The sequence below is a fragment of the Pseudomonas sp. FW300-N2A2 genome, assembly GCF_017351735.1.
Lineage (GTDB): Bacteria > Pseudomonadota > Gammaproteobacteria > Pseudomonadales > Pseudomonadaceae > Aquipseudomonas > Aquipseudomonas migulae.
In genome coordinates this window covers 14490-39677 of the sequence record NZ_JACNDU010000008.1, presented here as the reverse complement: position 1 = coordinate 39677, position 25188 = coordinate 14490, and the positions used below count along the sequence as shown (strand labels likewise).

The following is a 25188-nucleotide window of genomic DNA, read 5'->3' as shown; positions in this document are numbered from 1 at the left end:
CATGAGCGATACCCTGCAGCTGATCCTTGAAGACACCGACGGCACGCAACTGGAAACTTCCTGCACCCGCGTCGCTGTCATTTGGCAAGGCAAAGAGCTGTGGATTCAGCACGATGGCCGTGGCCAGTTGCTGATCGGCGTGGACGTCGAAGAAGGTGACGCTGAATACGCCAACCTGCTGCTGCGCCCATTGGCGACTAATCTGGTAAGTCTGCAACTGGAAATGGAACCGGCTGAAGTCGGCGACGAAGACCACGTGCACGGCCCGGATTGCGCCCACGACCACTAAGGAAACCGCTCTATGCTCGCCCTCGGCAAACTGCTTGAACTGACCCTCGCCGGCCGCGAACCGGCGGAGAAGACTCAACTGACTGTCGAAGGCGTGCGCATGCGCTGGTTGAGCGAAGGTGCGCTGGAAGTCCGGCCACCTGAGGCTCGCGACAATGGCCTGGACCTGCTGCTGTCAGCCGGGATCCATGGCAACGAAACAGCGCCGATCGAGTTGCTCGATCGTCTGTTGCATGACATCGCTCGCGGCGACTTGAAGCCGCGCGCACGTATTCTGTTCCTGTTCGGCAACCCGGAAGCGATTCGCAAGGGCGAGCGCTTTATCGAGCAGGACGTCAATCGGCTGTTCAACGGCCGTCACGAACAAACCAGCGGCTCCGAAGCCCTGCGCGCCTGTGAACTGGAGCGGCTGGCGGCCAGTTTCTTCAGCCTGCCGGATCGCGATCGTCTGCATTACGACCTGCACACCGCGATTCGAGGCTCGAAGATCGAGCAGTTTGCGTTGTATCCATGGAAGGAAGATCGCCAGCATTCACGTCAGGAACTGGCTCGCCTGCGCGCCGCCGGCATGGAAGCGGTGTTGCTGCAAAACAAGCCGTCCATCGTTTTCAGTTCCTACACCTACGACAAGCTGGGTGCCGAGTCTTTCACCCTGGAGTTGGGCAAGGCGCGGCCGTTCGGGCAGAACGACGGGGTCAACGTCTCCCTGCTGGAAACCCGCCTTAAACAGATCATCGAAGGCACCGAGCCGGAACTGACCGAAGAGGCGCTGAATGGGTTGCAGTTGTTCAGCGTGGCACGGGAAATCATCAAGCACAGCGATAGCTTCCGCTTGAACCTGCCGGCGGACATCGAGAACTTTTCGGAACTGGAAGTGGGTTATCTGCTGGCCGAAGACATCGCCCAGACGCGCTGGATCATCGAAGAAGAGGGCGCGCGGATTATCTTCCCGAACCCCAAGGTCAAGAACGGCCTGCGCGCCGGCATCCTGATCGTGCCGACCACCGACGAAAACCTTGCCTAACTGACGACGTTGACTCTGTAGGAGCGAGGCTTGCCCGCGAAAGCGATTCCAGATTCAGCGATGATGTTGAATGTTAAATCGCTTTCGCGGGCAAGCCTCGCTCCTACAGGGGGAGCGGTGTTTAGACGGCTACCGCACGTGGCTCGCTGCGACGCAACGCCCGAATCTTGCTCAGCGTATCCGCACACGTCTTCGCCGCTTCCTGGCCTTTGTGCACGAAATGCTCGAAGAAGAACTTCTGATGCTCTTCGCCGGCATGGAAGTGGTGCGGGGTCAGGGACACCGAGAACACCGGCACTTCGGTTTCCAATTGAACCTGCATCAAGCCGCTGACCACAGACTGGGCGACGAATTCGTGACGGTAGATCCCGCCGTCCACCACCAGGGCAGCCGCGACAATACCGGCATAACGGCCGGTCTTGGCCAGCAACTTGGCGTGCAGGGGCATTTCAAAGGCGCCGCCGACTTCGAAGAAGTCGATGTCGGATTCCTGATAACCCTGAGCAATCATTTCTGCGACGAAGCCCTTACGGCTCTGATCGACGATTTCCTTGTGCCAGCAGGCCTGGATGAACGCAACGCGCTCGCCCTGATGGTGTTTGCTTTTGCTGTCGATTGCGGTGGGTTGCATGTTCTGACTCCTGTTTATGTATAAAACAGGGCATATGAATCGAATGGGATTTAAGGGTACGCAGGCACGAATGCCCGCGGACGGCGCTTTGGTATCGAGCCTAGGCGGCGCCAATCCCGTTCTCTCTTCATCCGGACTATGACCGTCGGCCCCGGGATCACACCGGGTCTGCTGACCTTGCCGTCAAACACCGCCGAAGCCGTGCCTGTCGCCGAGCGCTCGCGGGCTATGCGCATTGCGCGCAATTACCGCCGGTGGGGAGTTGCACCCCGCCCTGAGAACGTTTTGCCGACAGATTGTCTGGCGGCGCAGCGTTTTTAACACATATTTCTCAGCTGTGCATTGCTGCTATCTGATGATTGCTATCGACTTTTTCGCTCACTTGCTGCGTCTTTTCCTCGCCCAAGGGTTGATTATTCGTCGACATGACCGCAGTAATTCCATTCCGAAAGGGATTTTCCCCTGCTTACCGAGGCCAGATTCATGAGCGTTATCGATCTTCGCAGCGACACCGTCACTCAGCCGACTCCAGGGATGCTCGACGCGATGGCCAACGCGGCCACCGGTGACGACGTCTACGGTGAAGATCCGACGGTCAATCGTCTGGAAGCCGAGTTGGCGAAACGCTTGGGCTTTGCCGCGGCGCTGTTCGTGCCGACCGGCACCATGAGCAACCTGCTGGGCCTGATGGCGCACTGCGAGCGCGGTGACGAATACATCGTTGGCCAGCAGGCGCACACGTATAAGTACGAAGGTGGCGGCGCGGCGGTGCTCGGTTCGATCCAGCCGCAACCGCTGGAAGTGCAGGCCGACGGCTCGCTGGACCTGGCTCAGGTGGCTGCCGCGATCAAACCGGACGATTTCCATTTCGCCCGCACCCGCTTGCTGGCGCTGGAAAACACCATGCAGGGCAAGGTTCTGCCGCTGGAGTATCTGGCCCGGGCGCGCAGTTTCACTCGCGAACACGGGTTGCAACTGCACCTCGACGGCGCTCGCCTGTACAACGCGGCAGTCAAACTGGGTGTCGATGCCCGGGAAATCACCCAGCATTTCGATTCTGTGTCGGTCTGCTTGTCCAAGGGGCTGGGCGCGCCGATCGGTTCGGTGTTGTGCGGCTCGGTCGAGTTGATCGGCAAGGCGCGCCGTCTGCGCAAGATGGTCGGCGGCGGCATGCGTCAGGCCGGGATTCTGGCGGCGGCGGGGCTGTACGCACTGGATAACAACGTCCTGCGTCTGGCGGACGACCATGCCAATGCGCAATTCCTCGCGGACGGACTGCGGAAAGCCGGTTACGAAGTCGAACCGGTGCAGACCAACATGGTTTATGTGCAGATGGGCGACAAGGCCGAGGCGATCAAGGCGTTTGCCGCTGAGCGCGGGATCAAACTCAGCGCCGCCGGTCGTCTTAGAATGGTCACGCACATGGACGTGAGCCGCGCGCAAATCGAGCAAGTCATCGCGACATTCGTCGAGTTTTCGCGCAACTGACAGCGTTAGCCGTCCAATTGACCGTTTCTATCGTATAAACACGCTGTACCCCGCGCGCTGGGCCGATATAATGCGGCCCTTTGCCGTCGCTTCGTCTGTTGACGTTTCGCACAGGCCTTTGGCCGCAGCCTCCGTGGAAGAACCTAATGAAAAGCGCAGAAATCCGTGAAGCCTTCCTTCGCTTCTTCGAAGAGCAAGGCCACACTCGTGTAGCCTCCAGCTCTTTGATTCCGGGCAACGACCCAACCCTGCTGTTCACTAACGCGGGGATGAACCAGTTCAAGGACTGTTTCCTGGGCCAGGAAAAACGTGCGTACACCCGTGCGACCAGCAGCCAGAAATGCGTGCGTGCCGGTGGCAAGAACAGTGACCTGGAAAACGTCGGTTATACCGCTCGTCACCACACCTTCTTCGAAATGCTGGGTAACTTCAGCTTCGGTGACTATTTCAAGCACGACGCAATCACCTACGCCTGGACCTTCCTGACCGGCGTCCTGAAGCTGCCCAAGGAAAAACTCTGGGTAACGGTCTATGCCTCGGATGACGAAGCCTATGACATCTGGACGCAGCAGATCGGTGTGCCGGTCGAGCGCATGATCCGCATCGGCGACAACAAAGGCGCGCCGTACGCCTCCGACAACTTCTGGACCATGGGCGATACCGGCCCGTGCGGTCCTTGCACCGAGATTTTCTACGATCACGGCGCCGACATCTGGGGCGGCCCACCGGGTTCGCCGGAAGAAGACGGCGACCGTTACATCGAGATCTGGAACAACGTGTTCATGCAGTTCAACCGCACCGCCGATGGCGTGTTGCATCCGCTGCCAGCACCGTCGGTCGACACCGGCATGGGCCTGGAGCGGATCAGTGCGGTGATGCAGCACGTTCATTCCAACTATGAAATCGACCTGTTCAAGAACCTGCTGAGCGCATCGGCCAAGGCCATTGGCTGCACCAATGACGATCAGTCTTCGCTGAAGGTTGTGTCCGACCATATCCGTTCGTGCGGTTTCCTGATTGCCGACGGCGTGCTGCCGTCCAACGAAGGTCGTGGCTACGTGCTGCGCCGGATCATTCGTCGTGCGTGCCGTCACGGTAACAAGCTGGGCGCGACCGGCAGCTTCTTCTACAAGATCGTCGCGGCGCTGGTTGCCGAGATGGGCGAAGCGTTCCCGGAACTGCAGAAGCAACAAGCCAACATCGAGCGCGTGCTCAAGGCCGAAGAAGAGCAGTTCTCCAAGACCCTGGAGCACGGCCTGAAGATTCTCGAGCAGGATCTGCTGGAACTCAAAGGCACCGTGGTGCCGGGCGACGTGGTGTTCAAACTCTACGACACCTACGGTTTCCCGATGGACCTGACCGCGGACATCGCTCGCGAGCGCAACCTGACCGTCGACGAAGCCGGCTTCGAACGCGAAATGGAAGCCCAGCGCGTCCGTGCCCGTTCCGCCAGTTCGTTCGGTCTGGACTACAACACGCTGGTCAAGGTTGACGTGGCCACCGAATTCACCGGCTACAAGGCCACCAGTGGTTCGGCGAAAATTGTCGCCATCTATAAAGAAGGCAAGTCCGTCGACGTCTTGAGTGAAGGCGAAGAGGGCGTGATCGTTCTCGATCAGACCCCGTTCTACGCTGAATCCGGCGGTCAGATTGGCGACTGCGGTTACCTGCAATCGAACATCGGCCGTTTCGACGTGCGCGACACCACCAAGACCGGTGGCGCGTTCCTGCACCACGGTGTGCAGGCATTGGGCAGCCTGACTATCGGTTCGCCGGTCGAGACCCACGTCGAAGCCGACGTGCGCCACGCGACTTCGCTGAACCACTCGGCCACTCACTTGCTGCACGCGGCATTGCGTCAGGTGCTGGGCGATCACGTTCAGCAGAAAGGTTCGTTGGTCGACAGTCAGCGCCTGCGCTTTGACTTCAGCCACTTCGAAGCCATCAAGCCTGAGCAACTGAAGGCGCTGGAAGATATCGTCAACGCCGAGATTCGCAAGAACACGGCTGTTGAAACCGAAGAAACCGATATCGAAACCGCCAAGCAAAAAGGCGCCATGGCGCTGTTTGGCGAGAAGTATGGCGACAACGTGCGCGTACTGAGCATGGGCGGCGATTTCTCCGTCGAGCTGTGCGGCGGGATCCACGCCAACCGTACCGGCGACATCGGCCTGCTGAAAATCATCAGCGAAGGCGGTGTGGCTTCCGGTGTGCGTCGTATCGAAGCGGTCACCGGCGCTGCGGCGCTGGCATACTTGAACGCTGCCGAAGAACAACTCAAGGAAGCGGCCAACCTGGTCAAGGGCAGCCGCGACAACCTGATCGACAAGCTGTCGGCTGTGCTGGAGCGCAACCGTCTGCTGGAGAAGCAACTCGAGCAGTTGCAGGCCAAGGCTGCCAGCGCGGCGGGCGACGATCTGTCGGCTTCCGCCCTGGACGTCAAAGGCGTGAAAGTACTGGCCGTGCGTCTGGACGGTCAGGACGGCAAGGCGCTGCTGGCGCTGGTCGATCAACTGAAAAACAAACTCGGCCGCGCAGTGATCCTGCTCGGCAGTGTCCATGAGGAAAAGGTCGTTCTGGTTGCAGGCGTAACCAAAGACTTGACTGGCCAACTCAAAGCCGGTGATTTGATGAAGCAAGCCGCTGCGGCAGTGGGCGGGAAGGGCGGTGGTCGTCCAGACATGGCGCAGGGCGGTGGTACTGACGCTGGCGCACTGGATGCGGCATTGGCCCTGACTGTTCCATTTGTAGAGCAGGGTTTATAAGGCAGTGTGTCCGGCCCACAGTCTAGTGGTGGGCCGGAACGCTGTTTGAGTGATTATTTGGGCGCCCTTCATGGGCAGAGGCGGCTTTGAAATGGCTTTGATCGTACAGAAATTTGGAGGCACCTCGGTCGGCACTGTCGAGAGAATCGAGCAGGTCGCCGACAAGGTTAAGAAATTCCGCGATGCCGGCGATGACCTGGTGGTTGTGCTGTCTGCAATGAGCGGCGAAACCAACCGTCTGATCGATCTGGCCAAGCAAATCAGTGGCGACGGCCAGCCGGTTCCGCGTGAGCTGGATGTGATCGTCTCCACCGGTGAGCAGGTGACGATTGCCCTGTTGGCCATGGCGCTGATCAAGCGCGGCGTGCCAGCGGTGTCCTACACCGGCAATCAGGTACGGATTCTGACGGATAGCGCGCACAATAAAGCGCGTATCTTGCAGATTGATGACCAGAAGATTCGCGGTGATCTGAAAGCAGGTCGTGTGGTGGTTGTCGCCGGTTTCCAGGGCGTCGACGAGCACGGCAACATCACCACCCTCGGTCGTGGCGGTTCCGACACCACCGGCGTGGCGCTGGCGGCAGCCTTGAAGGCTGACGAATGCCAGATCTATACCGACGTCGACGGCGTCTACACCACTGACCCGCGTGTGGTGTCCGTGGCCCAGCGCCTGGACAAGATTACCTTCGAAGAGATGCTGGAAATGGCCAGCCTCGGTTCCAAGGTGTTGCAGATCCGTGCGGTGGAATTCGCCGGCAAGTACAACGTTCCGCTGCGCGTACTGCACAGCTTCAAGGAGGGTCCGGGCACCCTCATTACTATTGATGAAGAGGAAACCATGGAACAGCCGATCATTTCCGGCATCGCTTTCAACCGCGATGAAGCCAAGCTGACCATCCGTGGCGTGCCAGACACCCCGGGCGTTGCATTCAAGATTCTCGGCCCGATCAGCGCCGCGAACATCGAAGTCGACATGATCGTGCAGAACGTTGCGCACGATAACACCACCGACTTCACCTTCACCGTACACCGCAACGACTTCCAGGCCGCGCAAACCGTGCTGGAAAACACCGCTCGCGAGATCGGTGCCCGTGAAGTCGTTGGCGACATCAAGATCGCCAAGGTCTCGATCGTCGGTGTCGGCATGCGCTCCCACGCAGGTGTGGCCAGCCGCATGTTCGAATCCCTGGCGAAAGAAAGCATCAACATCCAGATGATCTCGACTTCGGAAATCAAGGTTTCCGTGGTGATCGAAGAGAAGTACCTGGAACTGGCTGTGCGCGCCCTGCACACGGCTTTCGAACTGGACGCGCCGGCCCGAACGGGCGAGTGATGCGTTTGCCGAAGGGCGCGGTCTGACCGCGCCCTTTTGTTTTTTTGAATGGTGCGGCCCGAAGCTGTTCTTTTGCCCGCGCTGGTCAATACTCAGGCATGTAGGGCTGCGATCTTTCAGGTTGTAGGTCGAGTGCCTTTTTTTTGCAGACTGTTGTCCCTGAAATGAAATGCGTGAGGAGAAAGGTATGCTGATTCTGACTCGTCGGTGCGCAGAAAGCCTGATTATTGGTGATGGAGAAATCACCGTGACCGTGCTCGGCGTTAAAGGAAATCAAGTGCGTATCGGTGTCAACGCCCCGAAAGAGGTTGCGGTCCACCGTGAGGAAATTTACCTGCGTATAAAGAAAGAGAAGGACGAAGAACCAAGCCATTAATTTTTATCGTTTTTTATGTTTGCAAACGGGGAAGAAGCTGGTTAATATACGCCCCGTGTTGCGGAGAGCTGGCCGAGTGGCCGAAGGCGCTCCCCTGCTAAGGGAGTACACCTCAAAAGGGTGTCGGGGGTTCGAATCCCCCGTTCTCCGCCATTATTTGCGTAGTACGTTGTAATCTGGCTTCTTTGGTAAGTTGTTGAAATTACTAGAAAAAAGCGCTTTACAAAAAGATTCGACGGCCTATAATGCGCGGCAACAAATGCACTCGTAGCTCAGCTGGATAGAGTACTCGGCTACGAACCGAGCGGTCACAGGTTCGAATCCTGTCGAGTGCACCATTTAAGAGTTGTTTGCAGTGATGTGAGCTACTCTGTTTCAACCAGTTGTGATCTGGTCTAAAAACACAAATTGCACTCGTAGCTCAGCTGGATAGAGTACTCGGCTACGAACCGAGCGGTCACAGGTTCGAATCCTGTCGAGTGCACCAAACAACAAAAAGCCCGCGTTTAACGCGGGCTTTTTGCCGTCTGGGATTTGGCTTTTCCTCTGGTACAACCTCTCTCGTCGAATTCGACGTGTGCGCTACGACCTCGCTTGGTGTCGTATCGGTAACTCGTGGCCGAATTCCGAATACTGATCTTGTCTGGCTTGCCGAGGGCGCTTTCGACGTCTTGCCGGGTCATGCCGGCGACAATCCGTTGATTGATGATTGCTTCCCTGCGCTCCCGGGCATCGATCAGGTTTCCACAGTTGTCCTCTGTCTGGCCGACGACTGTCGGCTCCCTCCTTTTGATATTCATACGTGATGTTTCACGAAAGTCCGCTTCCGGCATAAGCGACACTGTGCTGCCGGGGGTAAACGTGCGTACTTCCTGGAGCGAAAGGCTTTCTCCGGCCGTACAACTCAGCGTGGTGAAGGTGATGCGGCCGTTTGCTGCCTCGCAGCGGTGAACGGTTGAGGCAAGTGCCACGGGCGGCAGGCAGAGCAGGGCGATCAGCAGAAAATAACAGGCATTCAATGGCATCAAACGTCCTCCATGACGGTCTGACTCAAGGGTAGCTGCTACATTTTTCAACGCTGGTGTGTTTTCTTTTCAGAATGAGTCGTCGCATTTTCACGGATCAGGACGGCGCTCAGGTTTGTCTCGCAAGCGCTTGTTTCAGCCGCGATTTTTTAACATTTAAAACCGTAGGGCGGTGTATCATTGCGCCCGTCAGCCCCGCCGGGGCTTGTGGAATACCTCCATGGACTTACCCAGTAGTAATTCAGTAAACCGCTTTTCCAATCATGAATTGACTGATTGATCCTTCCGGCGTGCCCCGCTGCTGGGAGTGGAGTTCGCCTATGTCCGAAGTTGAAGTAAAGAAAACGCAAGAAAGCCTGCAGGACCGCCTCGCTCAAGTGATTGAGCTGTTGCAGCGTCAGCGGGTGGTCGAAGACCTGACTCATCGCCAGGAAGGTCCGCATCACGACCGGGTTGAAAACCTGGTTCACCGGCAAAACCTCGTCGAGTTGCAGCGCAAGCTCGACGACCTGCACTCCGCCGACGTTGCCTACATCCTTGAAGCCTTGCCGCTGGACGATCGTCTGACGCTCTGGCAATTGGTCAAGGCAGACCGCGACGGCGACATCCTGCTCGAAGTGTCCGACTCGGTACGTGAAACCCTGATCGCCGACATGGACGATCACGAGCTCCTGGCAGCGGCCAAGGACATGGATGCCGACGAACTGGCTGACCTGGCCTCCGAGCTGCCGCGAGACGTCGTCCACGAGCTGATGGAAACCCTCGACGGTCAACAGCGTGAGCGCGTTCGCTCCGCGTTGTCCTATGACGAGGAGCAGGTCGGTGCGCTGATGGACTTCGAGATGGTGACGATCCGTGAGGACGTCAGTCTTGAAGTGGTGTTGCGCTACCTGCGTCGGCTCAAGGAGCTGCCGGGTCACACCGACAAACTGTTTGTGGTCGATTACGACGGCGTGCTCAAGGGCGTGCTGCCGATCAAGCGTTTGCTGGTCAACGACCCGGAAAAACAAGTATCGGAAGTCATGGCCAGCGACCCGGTGAGTTTTCACCCGGACGAAGACGCCTACGATGCTGCACAAGCATTCGAACGTTACGACTTGATCTCGGCCCCGGTGGTCGACAAGAACGGCAAGCTGATCGGCCGTCTGACCATCGATGAAATGGTCGACCTGATTCGTGAAGAGAGCGAAAACGAAGTTCTCAACATGGCGGGTCTGCGTGAAGAGGAAGATATTTTCGCGTCAGTCTGGAAATCCCTGCGCAACCGCTGGGCCTGGCTGGCAATCAACCTGATCACTGCCTTTATTGCCTCTCGCGTGATCGGATTGTTCGAAGGTTCGATCGAGAAGCTGGTGGCGCTCGCGGCATTGATGCCGATCGTGGCGGGCATCGGTGGCAACTCGGGTAACCAGACCATCACCATGATCGTTCGCGCCATGGCGCTGGACCAGGTGAGTACCGGCAATACTTCGCGTCTGATGCGCAAGGAGCTGGCTGTCGGTTTGATCAACGGTTTGGTGTGGGGTGGGGTGATTGGTGCGGTCGCCTACCTGCTTTACGGCAGTTGGTCCCTCGGGGTGGTGATGACCGCTGCCATGACGCTCAACCTGTTGCTCGCGGCGTTGATGGGTGTGTTGATCCCCATGACACTGGCGAAGATGGGTCGCGATCCGGCGATGGGCGCCAGCGTGATGATTACCGCCATGACCGACAGCGGTGGTTTCTTCATCTTCCTCGGGCTGGCGACCATCTTCCTGCTCTGATTGCCATCTGCCTGCAACCCGCGAATCAGCTCGTAGGAGCCAGGCTTGCCGGCGAAGGCGATCTCAGGGCCGCCTTCGCCGGCAAGCCTGGCTCCTACAAGAGCAATTAACCCGCCAATCGGCGGGTTTTTTGCGCCTGAATTTCAGGCAAAAAAAAGCCAGCGATTAAGCTGGCTTGAGCGTTCGGATGAATCAGGAGGCGTCTGCGGCCATTTCGGCGTCGTGGGCAATCAGCGAAACGAGTGCGTTCTGCTGACGGTGGGAGAGTTGGCGGAAGCGCTGCAGCAGTTCGCGTTCGTGCAGTGACAGCTCCGGGCTGTCCAGTCGCATGCTCAACTCTTCACCCAGTGCGCCTTCCTGAATGAGACTCTGCTCAAGGCGCGCAATGATTTCGGAGTTCATGCTGCGATGATGATTGCGAGCCACCTCGGCAATGCGTTCACGCATTCCGTCTGGCAGACGTACGACGAACTTGTCAGCCGTACGGCTGGAATAAATTGCCTGTTTCAATGGGCGCATATATTTAACCGGTTAGTTCAGGGGAGCGGTTCTCGGGATTGGCCGCGCGATGTCTGATAGGACAAGGACTCTGGCCAAATGTTCAACCTGAATTGATAGAGGCTCGCATCATGCCTCAAAGAAGCCAGATCATTGGCGTCAATTCTGTGACAAATATTGAACTGGATAAAGGCGTTATGCCAGCACCAATTATCAGAAATGCGGACTGGTTTGAAAAGACTACCCACATCCGTATCGCTGGCCGCGTCCTATTGCACGACAGCAGATGTCCTGGGACGCCTGAAGGTGCATGCTGTGCGGATTTCGATCACGATTCCTTACTTCGTACAGGATAGTGGCAATTGGCCGATTTACTAGTGGCAACCACGACATGGGGGGCTAATTCAGGATGGATGGCAGACTGATTTACCTGATGGGGCCTTCCGGGTCCGGCAAGGACAGTCTCATCGAGGCTGCTCGTGAGCCTTTGCAGGCGATCAACTGCGAAGTGGTGCGTCGGGTCATTACGCGTTCAGCCGAATCCGTGGGCGAGGATGCCATCGGTGTTTCCCGTGAAGAGTTCGCACGCCGCAAAGAAGAGGGCGACTTCGCGCTGTGTTGGCATGCCAATGGCCTGGATTACGGTATTCCCATCGTGATCGATCAATGGCTCAAGGAGGGCAGGGATGTCCTGATCAACGGCTCCCGCGGGCACTTGGCCCAGGCGCTACGCCGTTATCCGGCGCTGGTGCCGATTCTGTTAACGGTCAAGGAGGACGTGCTGCGAGAGCGCTTGCTGCGACGGGGGCGTGAAAGTCTGGCGGAGATTGAGGCGAGATTGCGCAGAAATGAACTGTTCACGGCGGACGCCTCAGTCGGTGAGACGCTTATCCACCAACTCGACAATTCAGGCGAACTTTCGGACACAGTGGCCGGCCTGTTGAAGCTGATACAAGTCAGCGCAACACCGGATCAAACTTGATCTTGCGGCCAGCGACCAGCGCCAGCACAAACAAAGCACTGAAAACGCCGCAGGCAATCAACGGCAGGGTGACGACTGCGTCCTCTACCAGTGATAAATGAAGAATGCCGCTGAGCAGGGCGAGGACGAAAAATCCTGCGGCTGATTTGGACATGCTGTGCTCCTGATGGGTTGTTCAAAATACCAGGCGTTCTGAAGACTGCGCTGGCAGCAGGACATTTTCCTGACTCACTTCTTGACCGACAAAACCCTGCTGATTACCCAGCACTGCCAATTGAGGTGCCTTCTGTACCTGGAGGTAATGAGGCATTCGTTGGGCAACCGGTTCGGCACCACTCTGCGGGGCAAAATGAAAACCCAAAAAAACCGCCAAAGCGATCGCGTTCGAGAGTAAAAGGGCGCGGTTCATGAGGGCTGACCTCCGTTGTTCTTTGAGAACAGCTGAAGCAGCCGACGTGCCAAGAGTCTAACGGCTATTAAATCCTTTAAAAACAAAGGATTAAGATAATCGTGCAAGGTGATCTCATTGCAATTTGCAATGATGGCTTTTTGCGGTGATGCAATTTGCACGGTTAACAAATCCCGTGCTGTAGAGGGGCGTCTGCCTACACTTAAAAAGCCTACGGACGACATGACAAAATCAGACCCGCCCGTTAACATGCACGCCGTCCATCGCATCGCATTTCTCGCGTGCGACTTGTGTCTCAGTAGCTCAATTGGATAGAGCATCCCCCTCCTAAGGGGAAGGTTGGCAGTTCGAACCTGCCCTGGGACACCATCAATTTCCAGCCCTGTGGCTGTCAAAAAAGCCCCGCCAGGATCTCGTATCCGGTGGGGCTTTTTCGTGTGCGATCACCTGACGACCAACATTTGAAAGACGCTCATTGCTGTGCCTTACTCCAAAGACCACACAGGGAGCGAAATCGATGCGACGCAGGGGCGCCCAATTCTGGTTGTGGACCAACACGCGATTGCCTCTGCACACCCACGAAGAAGTGCTGGGCAGTGGCGTGCAAATCGAGGTGCATGCGCGGATCAGTGTTGAAGGGGTTACCCAGATTTTTGTAGGTGTCTACGGCGCTGATGGCTGGCCGATTTGCGAGGAGCATCATGACCTCAAGGCGGGTGAGCATTACTGCGCCGCATTGAAGTGGGGTACCCAGCGGGCGAGGGAGATTGTGGCGGACACTCAGGAGTTTGTCGCACCGCACCGGGTGCAATTGACGTTGAGTCCGGTGATTACCGATGAGTCGGTCGTCGCGTTGCGCCGGATGGAGATGACCGAGCGTGAACGCTTGAAGCTCAGGTCTGCCGATGCCTGGTCAGAGTACCTGGACGCCAAGGAGGCCATGCTCGTCTTGATGCGTTCCACCAAGGTTGACCCTATGGTCTGGGCCGATCACAAGGAGCGGCTCAGGCAGGCGATCGATCGGCGCGCCTGCGTGCAGCGCGACTATCTGAACTGAGCGCGCTTCAGCGCTGGTTGCGCAGCGTCTCGATGGTCTGGATCAGGTCATCGTAGGACACCGGTTTGCCAACATGCTGGTCAAAGCCCGACTGTCGTGACTTCTGAATGTCGCTGTGCGCCCCGTAGCCGGTCAGGGCGATGGCCGGTACATCCTTCGCGAGCGGCAACTCACGCAGTGCGCTCATCAACTCGTGGCCATTCATGACCGGCATGCCGAGGTCGGAAATGATCAGGTCGAATCGGGTACTTTTTGCCGCGTCCAGCGCCGCCACCGGGCGGTCAAAGGCAATCACTTGCGCATCTTCCATCTCCAGCAGCATTTTCAGGGTTTCCAGCACGTCCGCGGAATCGTCCACCAACAGAATCGTCAGTCCGCTCAGTCTGCCGCAGCTCTCTTCGGTCTGGGCAGCGGCTTGCGCTTCGCCGGCGGTTTTGGCCAATGGCAGGTAGACGGTGAACGTGCAGCCTGTGCCTACACCGGCCGAACTCACCTCGACTGCACCGCGTTGCGCCTCGGTCAACTGACGGACCAGTGACAAACCAATCCCGAGCCCTTCACGGTTATGGGTGGCATGTTGTTTTTCAGCCTGGCCGAACAGGTCGAACACGTGATCAAGGTTTTCCGGGGCAATGCCGACGCCATTGTCCTTGATGTCGAGCCGCGCCATGTCCCCGGCCTGGCTGGCAATCAATTGCACACGCCCCTTGGTCGGGGTGAATTTCAGTGCATTGTTCACCAGGTTCCAGATGATTTGTTCCAGCCGTGTCGGGTCGGCCTGGACCATCAACGCATCGGACGGCACGAGCAGTTCGACGGTGACGTCATGCTGGTCATTGAGCACGACAGTGTGGACATCGCGCAGCACGCTGGCGAGGTCGACGGCGACCGTTTGCAGCTTGAGCTTGCCGGTGCGGACCCGGGCCACATCCAGCAGATCGTCGATGATCCGTGCCTGGCTGGTGACCGCGTCGCAGATGGTGTTCACCGCCCTGGCCGCCGGCGCCAGCGACTTGGTCACCGGCAAGCGCCGCAGCAATTCTGCGTTGAGCTGGATCAGGTTCAGAGGATGCTTGAGTTCGTGGGACATGACCGCAAAGAACTCGTCCTTGAGGTTATTGGTGTTACGAGTCTCGGCCAGCTCCTGACTCTGTTCTTCGTGCTGGCGTTTATGGCCGGTCAGGTCGCGGGCAATTTTCACGTAGCCCTGCAGGTTATCGCCGCTGAGCAGAGTCACTTCGCCGCTGCAAAAGAAGCGGCTGCCATCCTTGCGCAAATGCCAGCGTTCATCGTCGCTGCGGCCGTGGTTGCGCACCGTCAGCAGCTCGTTTTCCGGCACGCCCGCCGCGCGGTCCTCCGCAGAGAAGATGAAGTCATAGTAGGCGCCCTCGGCCTCGGCCTTGCTGTAGCCGAAGATCAACTCCGCGCCTTTGTTCCAGGTGGTGATCACCCCTTGTTCATCGAGCGTGATGATCGCGTAGTCGCGGGTGCTTTCAGCGACCAAGCGCATGCGCTCCTCGCCCAGGCGCAGCTCTTCTTCGGCCGCCCGACGCTTGGTGATGTCGATGAAGGTCAGTACGGTGCCGTCGATGTGGTCTTCGCTGGAGCGGTAGGGCAGCAGGCGGGCGATGTACCAGCGATTGTCGGTGCTGCTGACTTCACGCTCGATCATGTTCAGCGATTCGAACACCAGCGCTGCATCACCGGCCAGGTTGTCGTAATGCAGGCGGTGGGTGATGTCGAGCAGGGAGCGCCCGGTGTCCACCGGCAGCATGCTGAAAATGTCGGTGGCGCGCGGGGTGAACCACTTGATGCGCATGCTGCGGTCGACAAACACCGTGGCGATGTCGGTGGAGGCAATCAGGTTGGTCAGGTAGTCGTTGATCTTGTCGGTTTCTTCGACCTTGGTTTTCAGCTCGAAATTGACCGTCAGCAACTCTTCGTTGATGGATTGCAGCTCTTCTTTACTGGTCTCCAGCTCTTCGGTGGCCGAGCGCAGTTCTTCGTTGATCGCCTGCATTTCTTCGTTGGAGGCCTTGAGCTCTTCGCTGGAGACCTCCGATTGTTCGATGGTGTCCTGCAAATGCAGCTTGGTGCGTTGCAGTTCGCGTTCGAGGTTGGACAGCACCTGGTTTTCGTTCTGCAGCACGGTGGTCGCCGCCAGTTCTGAAGGATCGACTTCGACCTCCTCGAAAATTACCAGCACGTACTCGCTGTCCGAGCCTTCATCCTTGTAGGGATGAGCGACCAGATCGATCAGATAACGCCGCTCATCACGCTTGATCGACACCTCGCGGGATTTGACCGACAGACTGCTCTGCTGAACCTGGAATAACGTGGTGCGCAGTTCCAGGCGCAGCTCTGGAAGGATCAATGTCAGTAAATTGCGCGACATCTCACCACCGACGTGCCGCAGGAAACGCCCGGCACTTTCACTCATGTGCAGAATGTCGGCGTTGGCGTCGACGATCACGCTCGGTGGCGCCGACTGTTCGAGGGCGCGTTGATGGATATCGGCGAAAGAGGTTTTGCGCTGTACACCGCTGTGCGTCGGCTGCTGGGAAATGTTGGTCCGCACGTAGCCTCCACGCGGCATGGTCGGCGTGCGACGGCTGTTGGCCGTACCGGTTTTGGCGCGGAAGATCCGGTTGCGTTTGTCCACCGGGGCGAACAGTTCGTGGCACGCGTCCGCGCTCTCGGAGGAGCCGAGAAACAGGAACCCGCCGGGGCGCAGGGCAAAGTGGAACATTTGCAGGATTTCACGCTGCACTTCGCGATCGAGATAGATCAGCAGGTTGCGGCACACGATCAGGTCGATCTGCGAGAACGGCGGATCGGACAGCAGGCTGTGTTTGGCGAACAGGACTTTTTCGCGGATTTCCTTGCGAATCCGGTAATGGTCATCTTCCTTGAGGAAGTAATGCCGCAGTCGTGTGGGCGGCACGTCGGTCACGATGGCTTGCGGGTACAGCCCGGCCCGGCCGACGCTGATGGCGCGCTCGTCAATGTCAGTGGCAAACAATTGCAGCGAAGCCGCACTGGCGTCCAGTTGCAGTTGATCGCTGAGCAACATCGCCAGGCTGTAGGCTTCTTCGCCGGTGGAACAACCCGCGGACCAGACGCGAATTTCTTCTTTCTCGGGCTGCGCTGACACGGCGGCACTGACCAGTTGCGGCAGGACATCGCGCTCCAGCGCTTCGAAGGCCTCGCGATCGCGGAAGAAGTTGGTCACGCCGATCAGCATGTCGCCGAGCAGGGCCTTGGTTTCTTCGGGATTGTTTTGCAGGTAATGAAAATAGGACGCCAGATCCGGTTGAGACGTGACCTGCATCCGCCGTTCGATCCGGCGCAACACGGTGGCGCGTTTGTAGTGTTTGAAATCATGGCCGGTGCCGGTACGCAGCTGGATCAAGATGTCGTGCAGCATTTGCTCCGCCACCAGCGCTTCGCGTTCGGAGATGGCAACAATGGTCTGCGGTTCGGGGTCGTTGGCAATGGGCAAGCTGATTTCCTGAGAGTTACGCCACAGCTCCAGCAGTTTTTGCGGCATTTCAACGACCGGCAGAACCAGGTCAACCATGCGGGTATCGATGGCGGCGCGGGGCATGCCGTCGAACTCGGCGTCTTCCGGTGCCTGCGCCAGCGTGACGCCGCCCTGTTCCTTGATGCGCGAAAGACCGACGGCACCGTCGGAGCCAGTGCCCGACAGCACCAGGCAGAACGCTCGTTCCCGATGGACATCGGCCAGGTCGCGGAAGAACAGATCGATCGAGGCGTGCCGGGATTCCCGGGTATCGCTGGTACTGACCTCAAGAAAACCATCGTTCATCGACAGGCGTTGCGCCGGTGAAATGACGTACACATGGTTTTTCTCGATGGACACCCTTTCAGTGACTTGCAGAACCGGCATCGCGGTCGATTCCTGGACGATCCTGTCGGCAATGCTCTGGTGATCGGGGGAGAGGTGAAGAATGATCACGAACGCCATGCCGTTGTCCTGCGGCATGTTTTCGAAGAACAGCTTGATGGCTTGCAGCCCACCTGCCGACGCGCCAATTCCCACCACCGGAAAATCCAGGGTACTGGGGATCAGGGTCTTTCGCTCATTGGAGTTCACTGAGCGATTGGGGGTGGTGGTCATAACTTATGCCTGTGCCGACGACGGGAGCGTCTGGGTCTGAAAGAGGGGTAGCAGACGCGTTGCAATAAATCAGGATAATCCCGTTTTTCAATAACGCCTTCAAATATTTAGCCCGCATTCGCGGCCCTTTTAAATTTGGACTCCAGCGGCGCAAATGCATTCCAATTCTTCAAGTGAATGGCCCTGCTGGCCGATAACCCGGACAGTCATGATCTTCTTCTTAAAATTGCCTGGAAATCTTCGATGCTGTCGTATCACCAAAAGCGTTTTTTGATCGTCGATGATTTCTCGGATTTCCGCAGTTCCGTCAGGTCCATGCTGCGTGAGCTGGGCGTCAAGGACGTGGACACCGCCGACACCGGCGAGCAGGCGCTGCGCATGTGTTCGCAGAAGTCCTACGATTTCATCCTCCAGGATTTCCACCTCGGCGATGGCAAGAAGAACGGTCAGCAAGTTCTCGAAGACCTGATGGTCGAGAAGCTGATCAGCCACGAATCCGTGTTTGTCATGGTCACCGCCGAGACCAGCCAGGCGATGGTGCTCAGCGCCCTGGAGCACGAGCCCGATGCTTACCTGACCAAACCCTTCAACCGTTCCGGCCTGGCCCAGCGCCTGGAGCGTCTGGAGCAGCGCAAGACCTTGCTCAAGCCGATCCTGCAGGCGCTCGATCGCGGTAAACCGGTTGAAGTGCTCAATGCCTGCATCGCCTTGTGCAAGCAGGACATCCGCTACTCGCCGCTGTGTTTGCGCTACCGCGCCGATGCCTTGCGCGACTTGAACCAGAACGAAGCGCTGGAGCGACTCTACGACAGCATCATTGCCGACCGGCCTTTGCCGTGGGCGTTTGCCGGGCTGGGCCAGTTGCTGTTCAAGCGGGGTCAGGTCAGCCAGGCCAAGGGCGTCTACGAAAAAGCGTTGAAAGTGTTTCCGATGATGCCGGCGCTGTATGACGGCATGGCCGATGTGCTGGTCGCCGAGGGCGACACCAAGGCTGCGCAACAGGTGTTGGAGGAGGCGATTCGTTTGTCGCCGCTGGCCGTACGCCGGCAAGCGCTGCTGGGTAAGCTGGCGATGACCAACGAAGATTTCGATACCGCGTCCAAAGCTTACCGTCAGGCCGTCAGCCAAGGTGCCCAGTCACGTTTCAAGGACGCCGAAAGCAACCTCGGCCTCGCCCATGCGTTGATCAGCAAGGGCAGCGAAAAGGGCCTGGACACCCGGACCCGGCTGGAAATCAACACCACGCTGAGTGCCGTGGCCAAGGAAAACCCTTCCGACCCGGGCCTGCAGATTCGTGCGCGGCTGATGAAGGCCACCAGCCTGTTGCTCAACGACGCCGAAACCGCAGAAAAGCTCACCGAGCAAGCGATGTTGCGCCTCGATGGCATGGAGCAATTCATGAGTGCCGAAGCCGCGCTGCTGGTGGCCAAGCAGCTGCAAATGCTTGGGCAGGCTGACGCCGGCAAGTCGATGCTGAAAAACTGCGCAGAAATCTACGGCGACGATCCGACAGTGATGCAGGGTATCGCCAAGCTGACCGACGACCCGAGCATCCTCAACTCCGGCAACGATGCGGCGGAACTCAACCGTCAAGGCGTGCGGGTGTACAAGACCGGCAACCTGGTGGAGGCGCGGGCGGTGTTCCGCAAAGCCCTGGCGTTGCAACCGAAGAACATCAGTATTGCGTTGAACATGGCGCAATCGCTGCTGCATGGCACCGACACCAGCGCGCCATCGGCGGAGCTTGAAGAATGTCGCGCCTGCCTGAAAACGGTCGGCCTGATGCCCGACACCGATGCGCGATATGCGCGTTATCAGAAACTGAAAATCAAGGCGTTCAGCGGATGAACCAAGACAACCCGGCACTGGATTTCTCCACGGTGATTGCTTCCACCGTGCACGACATGAAGAACTCTCTGGCGATGCTAATGCAGGCACACAGCCAATGGCTGGCGCGCTTGCCCGACCCGGAGCGGCACACCCCGGAGCAGGGTGTGATCGAGTTTGAGTTCGCCCACCTCAACGGCATGCTGGTGCAGTTGCTGGGGCTGTACAAACTTGGCGTCAACCAGATGCCATTGCAGCCGGCTTACCACGAACTGGATGACTTCATCGAAGCGCAACTGGCCTGCCATCAGGACGTGTTCGCCAGTCGCGGCATCATGGCGACCTATGAAGTGGACCCGCTGAGCCCGTTGGGTTTTTTCGACCGTGAGCTGATTGCGTCGGTGCTGGCCAACAGCATCAACAACGCCATCCGTTACGCCCGTCACGCATTGTTGATCACGGTGAGCGACGAGGCCGGGCAATTGGTGTTGACCATCAACGACGATGGCGAGGGTTATCCGGCCGAGATGATCGAGCGTCAGGCCGATTACGTGCAGGGCATCAACCACAGCAGCGGCAGCACCGGCCTGGGCCTGTATTTCGCCGGACGGATTGCCGCGTTGCATCAGCGCAACGGGATCGGTGGGCGCACAGAAATCAGCAACGGCGGCCCGTTGGGCGGTGGAGTGTTCAGCCTCTATCTCCCCTGAAAACACCGCATCCCCTGTAGGAGCTGGCTTGCCAGCGATGAGGGCTTTGAACTCTGCGGCGTTCTTACGAACGCCATCGCCGGCAAGCCGGCTCCTACAAGGGTTGCGGTGACGGTTATTCCGGCGTTGTCGTCCGCCATGACGTTTTTGTTTGTCGCTGCTTGATATTCCGAACACGCGGAGCCTATTTTGTACGGTCGCCGTTCGCGGCTTGCACAACTACAAAGGATTGCGTCATGACAACCGGTGGCCAGCGCTCACTCGCGCAGCGATTGACGGGCATTGATGAGATTGAATGTGTTACGCCGGATTTGAACGGCGTGCCCCGTGGCAAGGTCATGACGGCCGAAGGCTTTCTGGAGGGGCGGCGTTTGCAGATGGCGCGGGGTGTGCTGCTGCAATGCATCATGGGCGGATATCCGCCAGCGCGTTTTTACGGCAGCGATGACGGCGACCTGGCGCTGGTGCCCGACCCTGCGCAGATCCATCGCTTGCCCTGGAGCAAACAGCCGCGTGCCTTGGCCATTTGCGATGCGGACGAACTGACCGGCGAAAGCTCCCCTCTGTCGACTCGCGGTCAACTCAAAGCAGTTATCGCGCGTTACGCCGCCCTTGGGCTGGCGCCAGTGGTGGCCACCGAGCTTGAGTTTTTCGTCTTCGCGCCCAACACCGACCCGACGCAACCGTTCCAGCCGCCGGTAGGCCTGGACGGGCGGCGCGAGGACGGTCATTCGGCGTTCAGTGTCAGTTCCAATAACGGCTTGCGGCCGTTTTTCAGTGAAGTCTATGAGTGCATGGCGGCCCTCGGTTTGCCGCGCGATACGTTCATGCACGAGATGGGCGTCAGTCAGTTCGAGATCAACCTGTTGCACGGCGATCCCTTGTTGCTGGCCGACCAGACATTGCTGTTCAAGCATCTGCTTAAAGAAGTGGCGCTCAAGCATGGGCTGACGGTGGTCTGCATGGCCAAGCCACTGGCGCACACGCCGGGCAGCTCGATGCATATTCACCAGAGCATCGTCGAGATCGCCACCGGGCGTAACGTCTTCAGCGACGAGGCTGGCGAGCCGACGACGACCTTCCGTCACTTCATCGGTGGCCAGCAGGCCGGCATGGCGGATTTCACGGCATTATTTGCACCGAACGTGAACTCCTATCAGCGCTTGTGCCATCCGTTCGCATCACCGAATAATGCCTGCTGGTCCCACGACAATCGGGCAGCCGGTTTGCGCATCCCGGCCAGCTCGCCGGTGGCGCGTCGGGTGGAAAATCGCCTGCCGGGGGCTGATGCCAACCCGTATCTGGCGATTGCAGCGAGCCTGGCGGCAGGGTTGTATGGCATTGAAAACAGGTTGGAGCCGAGTGAAGCGATCCAGGGCGAATTCGAGGTGCCGGATAATCTTTCGTTGCCGTGTACCTTGCATGCCGCGCTCGAGCGTCTGAAACGTAGCCAATTGGCGAAGGAACTGTTCGGCAAGGAGTTCATCGAAGGCTACGTCGCTTCGAAGACCATGGAGTTGACCAGCTTCTTTGATGAAATTACGCCCTGGGAGCGCCGTGTTTTAGCCGCCCAGGCCTGACGAACCTTCGTCTTCGGGCTATCTTTCGGATAGCCCGTTTCTTACCGCAAGGAGCCGCTCGGAACGCCGATGCGCCAAATCTGGAAACCCTTTCGAGCGCTGTATTTCGCCTCGCTGATGATGTTGATCGGCTCCGGCTTGCTGAGTACTTACCTGGGCTTGCGCCTGGCGGCCGACCATGTCGACAGCCTGTGGGTCGGTGCGTTGATGGCGGCCAACTATTTCGGCCTGGTGCTGGGGGGCAAGATCGGTCACCGGTTGATTGCCCGGGTCGGGCATATCCGGGCTTATTCGGCCTGTGCCGGGATTGTCGGCGCGGCGGTGCTGGGCCATGGTCTGGTGGACTGGCTGCCGGCGTGGATATTCCTGCGGGTCATCGTCGGTCTCGGCATGATGTGCCAGTACATGGTCATCGAAAGCTGGCTCAATGAGCAGGCCGAAGCCTCGCAGCGCGGCACGGTGTTCAGCGGTTACATGATCGCTTCTTATCTTGGCCTGGTGCTGGGGCAGCTCATTTTGGTCATGCACCCGGGCCTCGGTCTGGAGCTGCTGATGCTGGTCGCCCTGTGCTTTGCTCTGTGCCTGGTGCCGGTGGCCCTGACGCGGCGGATTCACCCGGCGCCACTGCATCCGGCACCGATGGAGCCGCGCTTCTTTATCAAGCGTGTGCCGCAGTCGTTGAGTACGGTGCTGGGGGCGGGGCTGATCATCGGTTCGTTCTACGGTCTGGCGCCGCTGTATGCCTCGCAGCAAGGGTTGTCCACGGAGCAGGTCGGTCTGTTCATGGGTAGCTGCATTTTTGCCGGCCTGCTGGTGCAGTGGCCGTTGGGCTGGTTGTCCGACCGTTATGACCGGGCGCTGTTGATCCGCTGTTTTGCGCTGGTGCTGGCCCTCGCTGCGTTGCCGCTGGCGATCATGAAGCAGGTGCCGCTGGAGGTGTTGTTCATCACCGGTTTTATCTGCTCGCTGGTGAAATTCTGCCTGTACCCGCTGGCGGTCGCGTTTTCCAATGACCACGTCGAGGCTGATCGGCGGGTATCACTGACGGCGATGTTGCTGGTGACCTACGGTGTCGGCGCGAGTATCGGGCCGTTGGTCGCCGGGGTACTGATGAAGATGTTCGGCAGTCAGATGCTCTACGCCTTCTTCAGTTTCTTTGCGTTGGTGCTGGTGTGGCGGATCCGCCCGAAAGCGGTGACCAACCTGCATCAGGTGGACGACGCGCCGCTGCATCACGTCGCCATGCCGGACAGCATGTCGAGTTCGCCGCTGGTGGCTTGCCTTGATCCGCGTGTCGATGAGCAAGTGGTGCAGGACCAGATGCAGGGCCCGGCCAATCCTGATCCGGCTCCTGAGTCGGAGGCCGAGACACCCACCACTCCACCTCCGGAGGACCCTGACACGGGCCGCGAGCAAAGCTTCACCGAGGCCAGGCCTTAAACCTGGGCATAAAAAAACGGGCAGTCACCGCAAGGGACTGCCCGTTTTTTATGGGTGCTTGAATTACAGGTCGTCTTTGTCGAAACGTCGTGCTTCGCGCTGAAGCTGATAGACGAAGCGCTCGACCTGACGCTGCACCAGGCCGCTCATGTTGTGAAAGCGGATGCCGGCGAAGGTGGTGGAGATTCTTTCTTCGAAATGCAGGTAACGCAGTTCGACCGGTGCCGTCATTTTGCCAAAGGGCAGGGCGGCGGCGAAGCGGTCATAGACCTGACCCAATTGCAGGCTGCCGGTGATGTCGCCTTCAAAGCGCAGCTTGCAGCCGGTGGCGGAGATGTCCAACAGCTTGCCGCTGATCGGCGCCTTGAGCTTTTCACCGTCCAGATCGACGTTGACCAGTTGGGCCAGCTTCAAGGCTGCGCGGAAGGCATTGCGGCGCTGGTGATAAACCACTTCATTCGGCAGCGGGCCACGATAGCAGCGGCTGTCACCGGACTCGTCGATGGTCAGTTGACCGTTGCTTTCCCAGGCAATGCGCACGCCTTCGTGAAAGCCTTCGACCTTGAACGGTTCGCCGGCCAGCATGAAGCGCTCGCCGTCACGCGGGATCATTTCGTCGAGCGCGATGGTCCCGCGCTCGCGGTCCACGTCCACCAGATAGCTCTGGAAGCGCTGGGTGCGCTCATGGAACGTGATGATCAGCGGGTCATGGCTTTCTTGCAGTTGGCGCAGGTTGCCGGAGATTTCCAACGGTGTGGTAAGCACCTTGGGTGGCTGCGGGGCATCTTCCGCGGTTAAGGCATTGGACACGGTTCATCAATCTCCAGACAAAATATGACTACGGCTGGCCAGTATATTGCCAGCATGTTGCGAGTCTTGATAGGGCGCGGTCATTTGCGGGCTCAAGCCTGACTGAGCGGGCGCGGCTTCGCAAGCTTGGCGGTTGATCCGCGGGCGTCATAAAGCGCTGGCGGTTCACCGCCGGTCAGGATTTTCAGCTGATTGGCCGTGGCGGCCTGCTGGACCAGGATGGACTGGCCATTATTGGCGTTCGCCGCCTGGCATTGAGCCAGTAGATCGGTCAGCACATCGCTCTGGGCCAGCAACTGCTCGCCAATGCTCGAATGGCTGGCGAGTTGCTCCAGGCCGTTGCGATTGGTCGGCAGGTTGAGGCTGGCGAGGATTTCGCTGCGCTTGCGGCCATGCTGTTCAAGCAGAATGATCAATGCCTGTTTCTGCGCCAGAATCTCTTCGAGCAGTGGCATGTCCCGACCGTGCAAGGCGAGGGACTCGGTTTGCAGTAACTCAAGCAAGTGTTGCGCTGGAGCAAAGTCGTCGGTGATCAGTTGCAGTAAATTAGTGTCTTGCATGGCTGGCCTTGGGTTTTAAGCGTCCAAAAGCCTGGCGCGGGCCGTAGCCTAGCGCTGGGCTTCGAAGTTGAGCAGTTTGCTGGCTACACGGCTGCTGTCGACTTTATAGCTGCCATCGGCAATCGCTGCTTTCAACTCGGCCACACGGGCGTTGTCGACGGCAGGCTGATCGCGCAGCTTGTCAGTGACCTGTTGCAACTGTTGAGCCTCATTGCTGAGGTGTACCGATTCCCCGCTTTTGATGGCAGTGGCCTGTTCGGCCGGGGTATTCAGCGGCGCGGATTTGCCGGCATCGGCAGTTTCCTTGGCAACGCTGGTACGTGTACTGCCCGTAAGTGGCGAGGAGCTGTTCAAACGGCTGAAATCGATGACCATGGTAAAAAACCTCTGAGTATTTGGACGCTTGCCATGTTTTCGGCTCTCCCTGTGAAAACTTTAGACCCATTTATCAAATGGGCCCGCATGCGCCAGCACTTCTCCT

General features: G+C 58.6%; 22 protein-coding genes, 4 tRNA genes and 1 riboswitch. Of the genes, 17 read left to right on the top strand and 9 right to left on the bottom strand.

Annotation, left to right across the window (positions count from 1 at the left end; translation table 11 throughout):
• The first annotated feature begins 1 nt into the window (after nt 1).
• Both J4E42_RS13315 and astE read left to right on the top strand, forming a co-directional pair.
• Nucleotides 2-289 carry a hypothetical protein gene (locus J4E42_RS13315; protein WP_008033108.1) on the top strand — a complete coding sequence of 96 codons (288 nt, stop codon included), beginning with the start codon at nt 2-4 and terminating at the stop codon, nt 287-289.
• A 12-nt stretch (nt 290-301) separates the two neighbouring features.
• A complete protein-coding gene (gene astE / locus J4E42_RS13310) occupies nt 302-1312 on the top strand; it encodes a succinylglutamate desuccinylase (RefSeq protein WP_008033106.1) in 1011 nt (336 codons plus the stop codon).
• A 121-nt stretch (nt 1313-1433) separates the two neighbouring features.
• Here the strand turns inward: astE and J4E42_RS13305 are convergent, their stop codons facing one another.
• A complete protein-coding gene (locus J4E42_RS13305) occupies nt 1434-1943 on the bottom strand; it encodes a 6,7-dimethyl-8-ribityllumazine synthase (RefSeq protein ID WP_192417022.1) in 510 nt (169 codons plus the stop codon).
• A gap of 114 nt (nt 1944-2057) precedes the next feature.
• A riboswitch (FMN riboswitch) is annotated at nt 2058-2229 on the bottom strand.
• A 197-nt stretch (nt 2230-2426) separates the two neighbouring features.
• Here J4E42_RS13305 and ltaE point away from each other — a divergent pair.
• From ltaE to J4E42_RS13270, 7 genes are all read left to right on the top strand, one after another.
• Nucleotides 2427-3431, top strand: coding sequence for a low-specificity L-threonine aldolase (gene ltaE / locus J4E42_RS13300; RefSeq protein WP_207285407.1), 1005 nt, complete (start codon nt 2427-2429; stop codon nt 3429-3431).
• A 146-nt stretch (nt 3432-3577) separates the two neighbouring features.
• Nucleotides 3578-6196 (top strand): alanine--tRNA ligase, encoded by a 2619-nt coding sequence (alaS, locus tag J4E42_RS13295; RefSeq protein WP_207285406.1) that lies wholly within the window; start codon nt 3578-3580, stop codon nt 6194-6196.
• A gap of 91 nt (nt 6197-6287) precedes the next feature.
• Nucleotides 6288-7529, top strand: a complete 1242-nt coding sequence (locus J4E42_RS13290; RefSeq protein WP_008033100.1) for an aspartate kinase — start codon at nt 6288-6290, stop codon at nt 7527-7529.
• Between the two features lie 187 nt (nt 7530-7716).
• On the top strand, nt 7717-7905 hold the full coding sequence (gene csrA, locus J4E42_RS13285; protein WP_002554426.1) for a carbon storage regulator CsrA: 189 nt from the start codon (nt 7717-7719) through the stop codon (nt 7903-7905).
• Nucleotides 7906-7967: 62 nt separating this feature from the next.
• Nucleotides 7968-8058: transfer RNA gene (locus J4E42_RS13280), tRNA-Ser, on the top strand.
• A gap of 108 nt (nt 8059-8166) precedes the next feature.
• A tRNA-Arg gene (locus J4E42_RS13275) sits at nt 8167-8243 on the top strand.
• A 72-nt stretch (nt 8244-8315) separates the two neighbouring features.
• Nucleotides 8316-8392 (top strand) — tRNA-Arg (locus J4E42_RS13270).
• A gap of 19 nt (nt 8393-8411) precedes the next feature.
• Here J4E42_RS13270 and J4E42_RS13265 read toward each other — a convergent pair.
• Nucleotides 8412-8930: a cell envelope protein SmpA gene (locus J4E42_RS13265; protein ID WP_207285405.1), complete on the bottom strand. Its 519-nt coding sequence runs from the start codon at nt 8928-8930 to the stop codon at nt 8412-8414.
• A 320-nt stretch (nt 8931-9250) separates the two neighbouring features.
• On the opposite strand from J4E42_RS13265, the gene mgtE reads away from it, so the two are divergent.
• On the top strand, nt 9251-10693 hold the full coding sequence (gene mgtE, locus J4E42_RS13260; RefSeq protein WP_008033095.1) for a magnesium transporter: 1443 nt from the start codon (nt 9251-9253) through the stop codon (nt 10691-10693).
• A gap of 192 nt (nt 10694-10885) precedes the next feature.
• Here the strand turns inward: mgtE and J4E42_RS13255 are convergent, their stop codons facing one another.
• Nucleotides 10886-11212 carry an Arc family DNA-binding protein gene (locus J4E42_RS13255; protein ID WP_003178899.1) on the bottom strand — a complete coding sequence of 109 codons (327 nt, stop codon included), beginning with the start codon at nt 11210-11212 and terminating at the stop codon, nt 10886-10888.
• A gap of 388 nt (nt 11213-11600) precedes the next feature.
• Between J4E42_RS13255 and phnN the strand changes: the two genes are divergently transcribed.
• Complete coding sequence (gene phnN / locus J4E42_RS13250) at nt 11601-12173, top strand: phosphonate metabolism protein/1,5-bisphosphokinase (PRPP-forming) PhnN (protein ID WP_207285404.1); 573 nt, start codon at nt 11601-11603, stop codon at nt 12171-12173.
• Here phnN and J4E42_RS13245 read toward each other — a convergent pair.
• Both J4E42_RS13245 and J4E42_RS13240 read right to left on the bottom strand, forming a co-directional pair.
• Entirely contained in the window at nt 12148-12327 is a 180-nt protein-coding gene (locus J4E42_RS13245) for a PA3371 family protein (protein ID WP_008038451.1), read from the bottom strand. The two genes, phnN and J4E42_RS13245, sit on opposite strands and share 26 nt — an antisense overlap.
• A gap of 21 nt (nt 12328-12348) precedes the next feature.
• Entirely contained in the window at nt 12349-12582 is a 234-nt protein-coding gene (locus J4E42_RS13240; protein WP_192227956.1) for a hypothetical protein, read from the bottom strand.
• 292 nt (nt 12583-12874) lie between these two features.
• On the opposite strand from J4E42_RS13240, the gene J4E42_RS13235 reads away from it, so the two are divergent.
• Nucleotides 12875-12951: transfer RNA gene (locus tag J4E42_RS13235), tRNA-Arg, on the top strand.
• Between the two features lie 148 nt (nt 12952-13099).
• Nucleotides 13100-13639: a hypothetical protein gene (locus tag J4E42_RS13230; RefSeq protein ID WP_008038449.1), complete on the top strand. Its 540-nt coding sequence runs from the start codon at nt 13100-13102 to the stop codon at nt 13637-13639.
• Nucleotides 13640-13646: 7 nt separating this feature from the next.
• Here J4E42_RS13230 and J4E42_RS13225 read toward each other — a convergent pair whose 3' ends face one another.
• Nucleotides 13647-17780 carry a CheR family methyltransferase gene (locus tag J4E42_RS13225; protein ID WP_207285403.1) on the bottom strand — a complete coding sequence of 1378 codons (4134 nt, stop codon included), beginning with the start codon at nt 17778-17780 and terminating at the stop codon, nt 13647-13649.
• Nucleotides 17781-18023: 243 nt separating this feature from the next.
• Between J4E42_RS13225 and J4E42_RS13220 the strand changes: the two genes are divergently transcribed.
• The 4 genes from J4E42_RS13220 (at nt 18024) to J4E42_RS13205 (ending at nt 23337) form a co-directional block, all read left to right on the top strand.
• Nucleotides 18024-19628 carry a tetratricopeptide repeat-containing response regulator gene (locus J4E42_RS13220; protein WP_207285402.1) on the top strand — a complete coding sequence of 535 codons (1605 nt, stop codon included), beginning with the start codon at nt 18024-18026 and terminating at the stop codon, nt 19626-19628.
• Nucleotides 19625-20317, top strand: a complete 693-nt coding sequence (locus J4E42_RS13215; RefSeq protein ID WP_008038447.1) for a sensor histidine kinase KdpD — start codon at nt 19625-19627, stop codon at nt 20315-20317. Before J4E42_RS13220 ends, J4E42_RS13215 begins: the two co-directional genes overlap by 4 nt.
• 338 nt (nt 20318-20655) lie before the next feature.
• The gene (locus tag J4E42_RS13210) at nt 20656-21897 is read left to right on the top strand and encodes a glutamine synthetase family protein (RefSeq protein WP_207285469.1); all 1242 of its coding nucleotides are present in this window, start codon (nt 20656-20658) and stop codon (nt 21895-21897) included.
• A gap of 69 nt (nt 21898-21966) precedes the next feature.
• On the top strand, nt 21967-23337 hold the full coding sequence (locus J4E42_RS13205) for an MFS transporter (RefSeq protein ID WP_207285401.1): 1371 nt from the start codon (nt 21967-21969) through the stop codon (nt 23335-23337).
• Nucleotides 23338-23400: 63 nt separating this feature from the next.
• Here the strand turns inward: J4E42_RS13205 and J4E42_RS13200 are convergent, their stop codons facing one another.
• The 3 genes from J4E42_RS13200 to flgM form a co-directional block, all read right to left on the bottom strand.
• Nucleotides 23401-24147, bottom strand: coding sequence for a flagellar brake protein (locus J4E42_RS13200; RefSeq protein ID WP_207285400.1), 747 nt, complete (start codon nt 24145-24147; stop codon nt 23401-23403).
• Nucleotides 24148-24239: 92 nt separating this feature from the next.
• Nucleotides 24240-24707 (bottom strand): flagella synthesis protein FlgN, encoded by a 468-nt coding sequence (locus J4E42_RS13195; RefSeq protein ID WP_008038443.1) that lies wholly within the window; start codon nt 24705-24707, stop codon nt 24240-24242.
• Nucleotides 24708-24755: 48 nt separating this feature from the next.
• Nucleotides 24756-25082, bottom strand: coding sequence for a flagellar biosynthesis anti-sigma factor FlgM (flgM, locus tag J4E42_RS13190; protein ID WP_008033053.1), 327 nt, complete (start codon nt 25080-25082; stop codon nt 24756-24758).
• Nucleotides 25083-25188: the final 106 nt, after the last annotated feature.

Coding starts and splice junctions, on each gene's coding strand:
- J4E42_RS13215 (WP_008038447.1), top strand. CDS start 19,625: ATGAACCAAGACAACCCGGCACTGGATTTCTCCACGGTGATTGCTTCC.
- csrA (WP_002554426.1), top strand. CDS start 7,717: ATGCTGATTCTGACTCGTCGGTGCGCAGAAAGCCTGATTATTGGTGAT.
- flgM (WP_008033053.1), bottom strand. CDS start 25,082: ATGGTCATCGATTTCAGCCGTTTGAACAGCTCCTCGCCACTTACGGGC.
- alaS (WP_207285406.1), top strand. CDS start 3,578: ATGAAAAGCGCAGAAATCCGTGAAGCCTTCCTTCGCTTCTTCGAAGAG.
- J4E42_RS13195 (WP_008038443.1), bottom strand. CDS start 24,707: ATGCAAGACACTAATTTACTGCAACTGATCACCGACGACTTTGCTCCA.
- J4E42_RS13245 (WP_008038451.1), bottom strand. CDS start 12,327: ATGTCCAAATCAGCCGCAGGATTTTTCGTCCTCGCCCTGCTCAGCGGC.
- phnN (WP_207285404.1), top strand. CDS start 11,601: ATGGATGGCAGACTGATTTACCTGATGGGGCCTTCCGGGTCCGGCAAG.
- J4E42_RS13210 (WP_207285469.1), top strand. CDS start 20,656: ATGACGGCCGAAGGCTTTCTGGAGGGGCGGCGTTTGCAGATGGCGCGG.
- J4E42_RS13290 (WP_008033100.1), top strand. CDS start 6,288: ATGGCTTTGATCGTACAGAAATTTGGAGGCACCTCGGTCGGCACTGTC.
- J4E42_RS13305 (WP_192417022.1), bottom strand. CDS start 1,943: ATGCAACCCACCGCAATCGACAGCAAAAGCAAACACCATCAGGGCGAG.
- J4E42_RS13225 (WP_207285403.1), bottom strand. CDS start 17,780: ATGACCACCACCCCCAATCGCTCAGTGAACTCCAATGAGCGAAAGACC.
- mgtE (WP_008033095.1), top strand. CDS start 9,251: ATGTCCGAAGTTGAAGTAAAGAAAACGCAAGAAAGCCTGCAGGACCGC.
- J4E42_RS13220 (WP_207285402.1), top strand. CDS start 18,024: ATGCTGTCGTATCACCAAAAGCGTTTTTTGATCGTCGATGATTTCTCG.
- J4E42_RS13255 (WP_003178899.1), bottom strand. CDS start 11,212: ATGCGCCCATTGAAACAGGCAATTTATTCCAGCCGTACGGCTGACAAG.
- ltaE (WP_207285407.1), top strand. CDS start 2,427: ATGAGCGTTATCGATCTTCGCAGCGACACCGTCACTCAGCCGACTCCA.
- J4E42_RS13230 (WP_008038449.1), top strand. CDS start 13,100: ATGCGACGCAGGGGCGCCCAATTCTGGTTGTGGACCAACACGCGATTG.
- J4E42_RS13240 (WP_192227956.1), bottom strand. CDS start 12,582: ATGAACCGCGCCCTTTTACTCTCGAACGCGATCGCTTTGGCGGTTTTT.
- J4E42_RS13265 (WP_207285405.1), bottom strand. CDS start 8,930: ATGCCATTGAATGCCTGTTATTTTCTGCTGATCGCCCTGCTCTGCCTG.
- astE (WP_008033106.1), top strand. CDS start 302: ATGCTCGCCCTCGGCAAACTGCTTGAACTGACCCTCGCCGGCCGCGAA.
- J4E42_RS13315 (WP_008033108.1), top strand. CDS start 2: ATGAGCGATACCCTGCAGCTGATCCTTGAAGACACCGACGGCACGCAA.
- J4E42_RS13205 (WP_207285401.1), top strand. CDS start 21,967: ATGCGCCAAATCTGGAAACCCTTTCGAGCGCTGTATTTCGCCTCGCTG.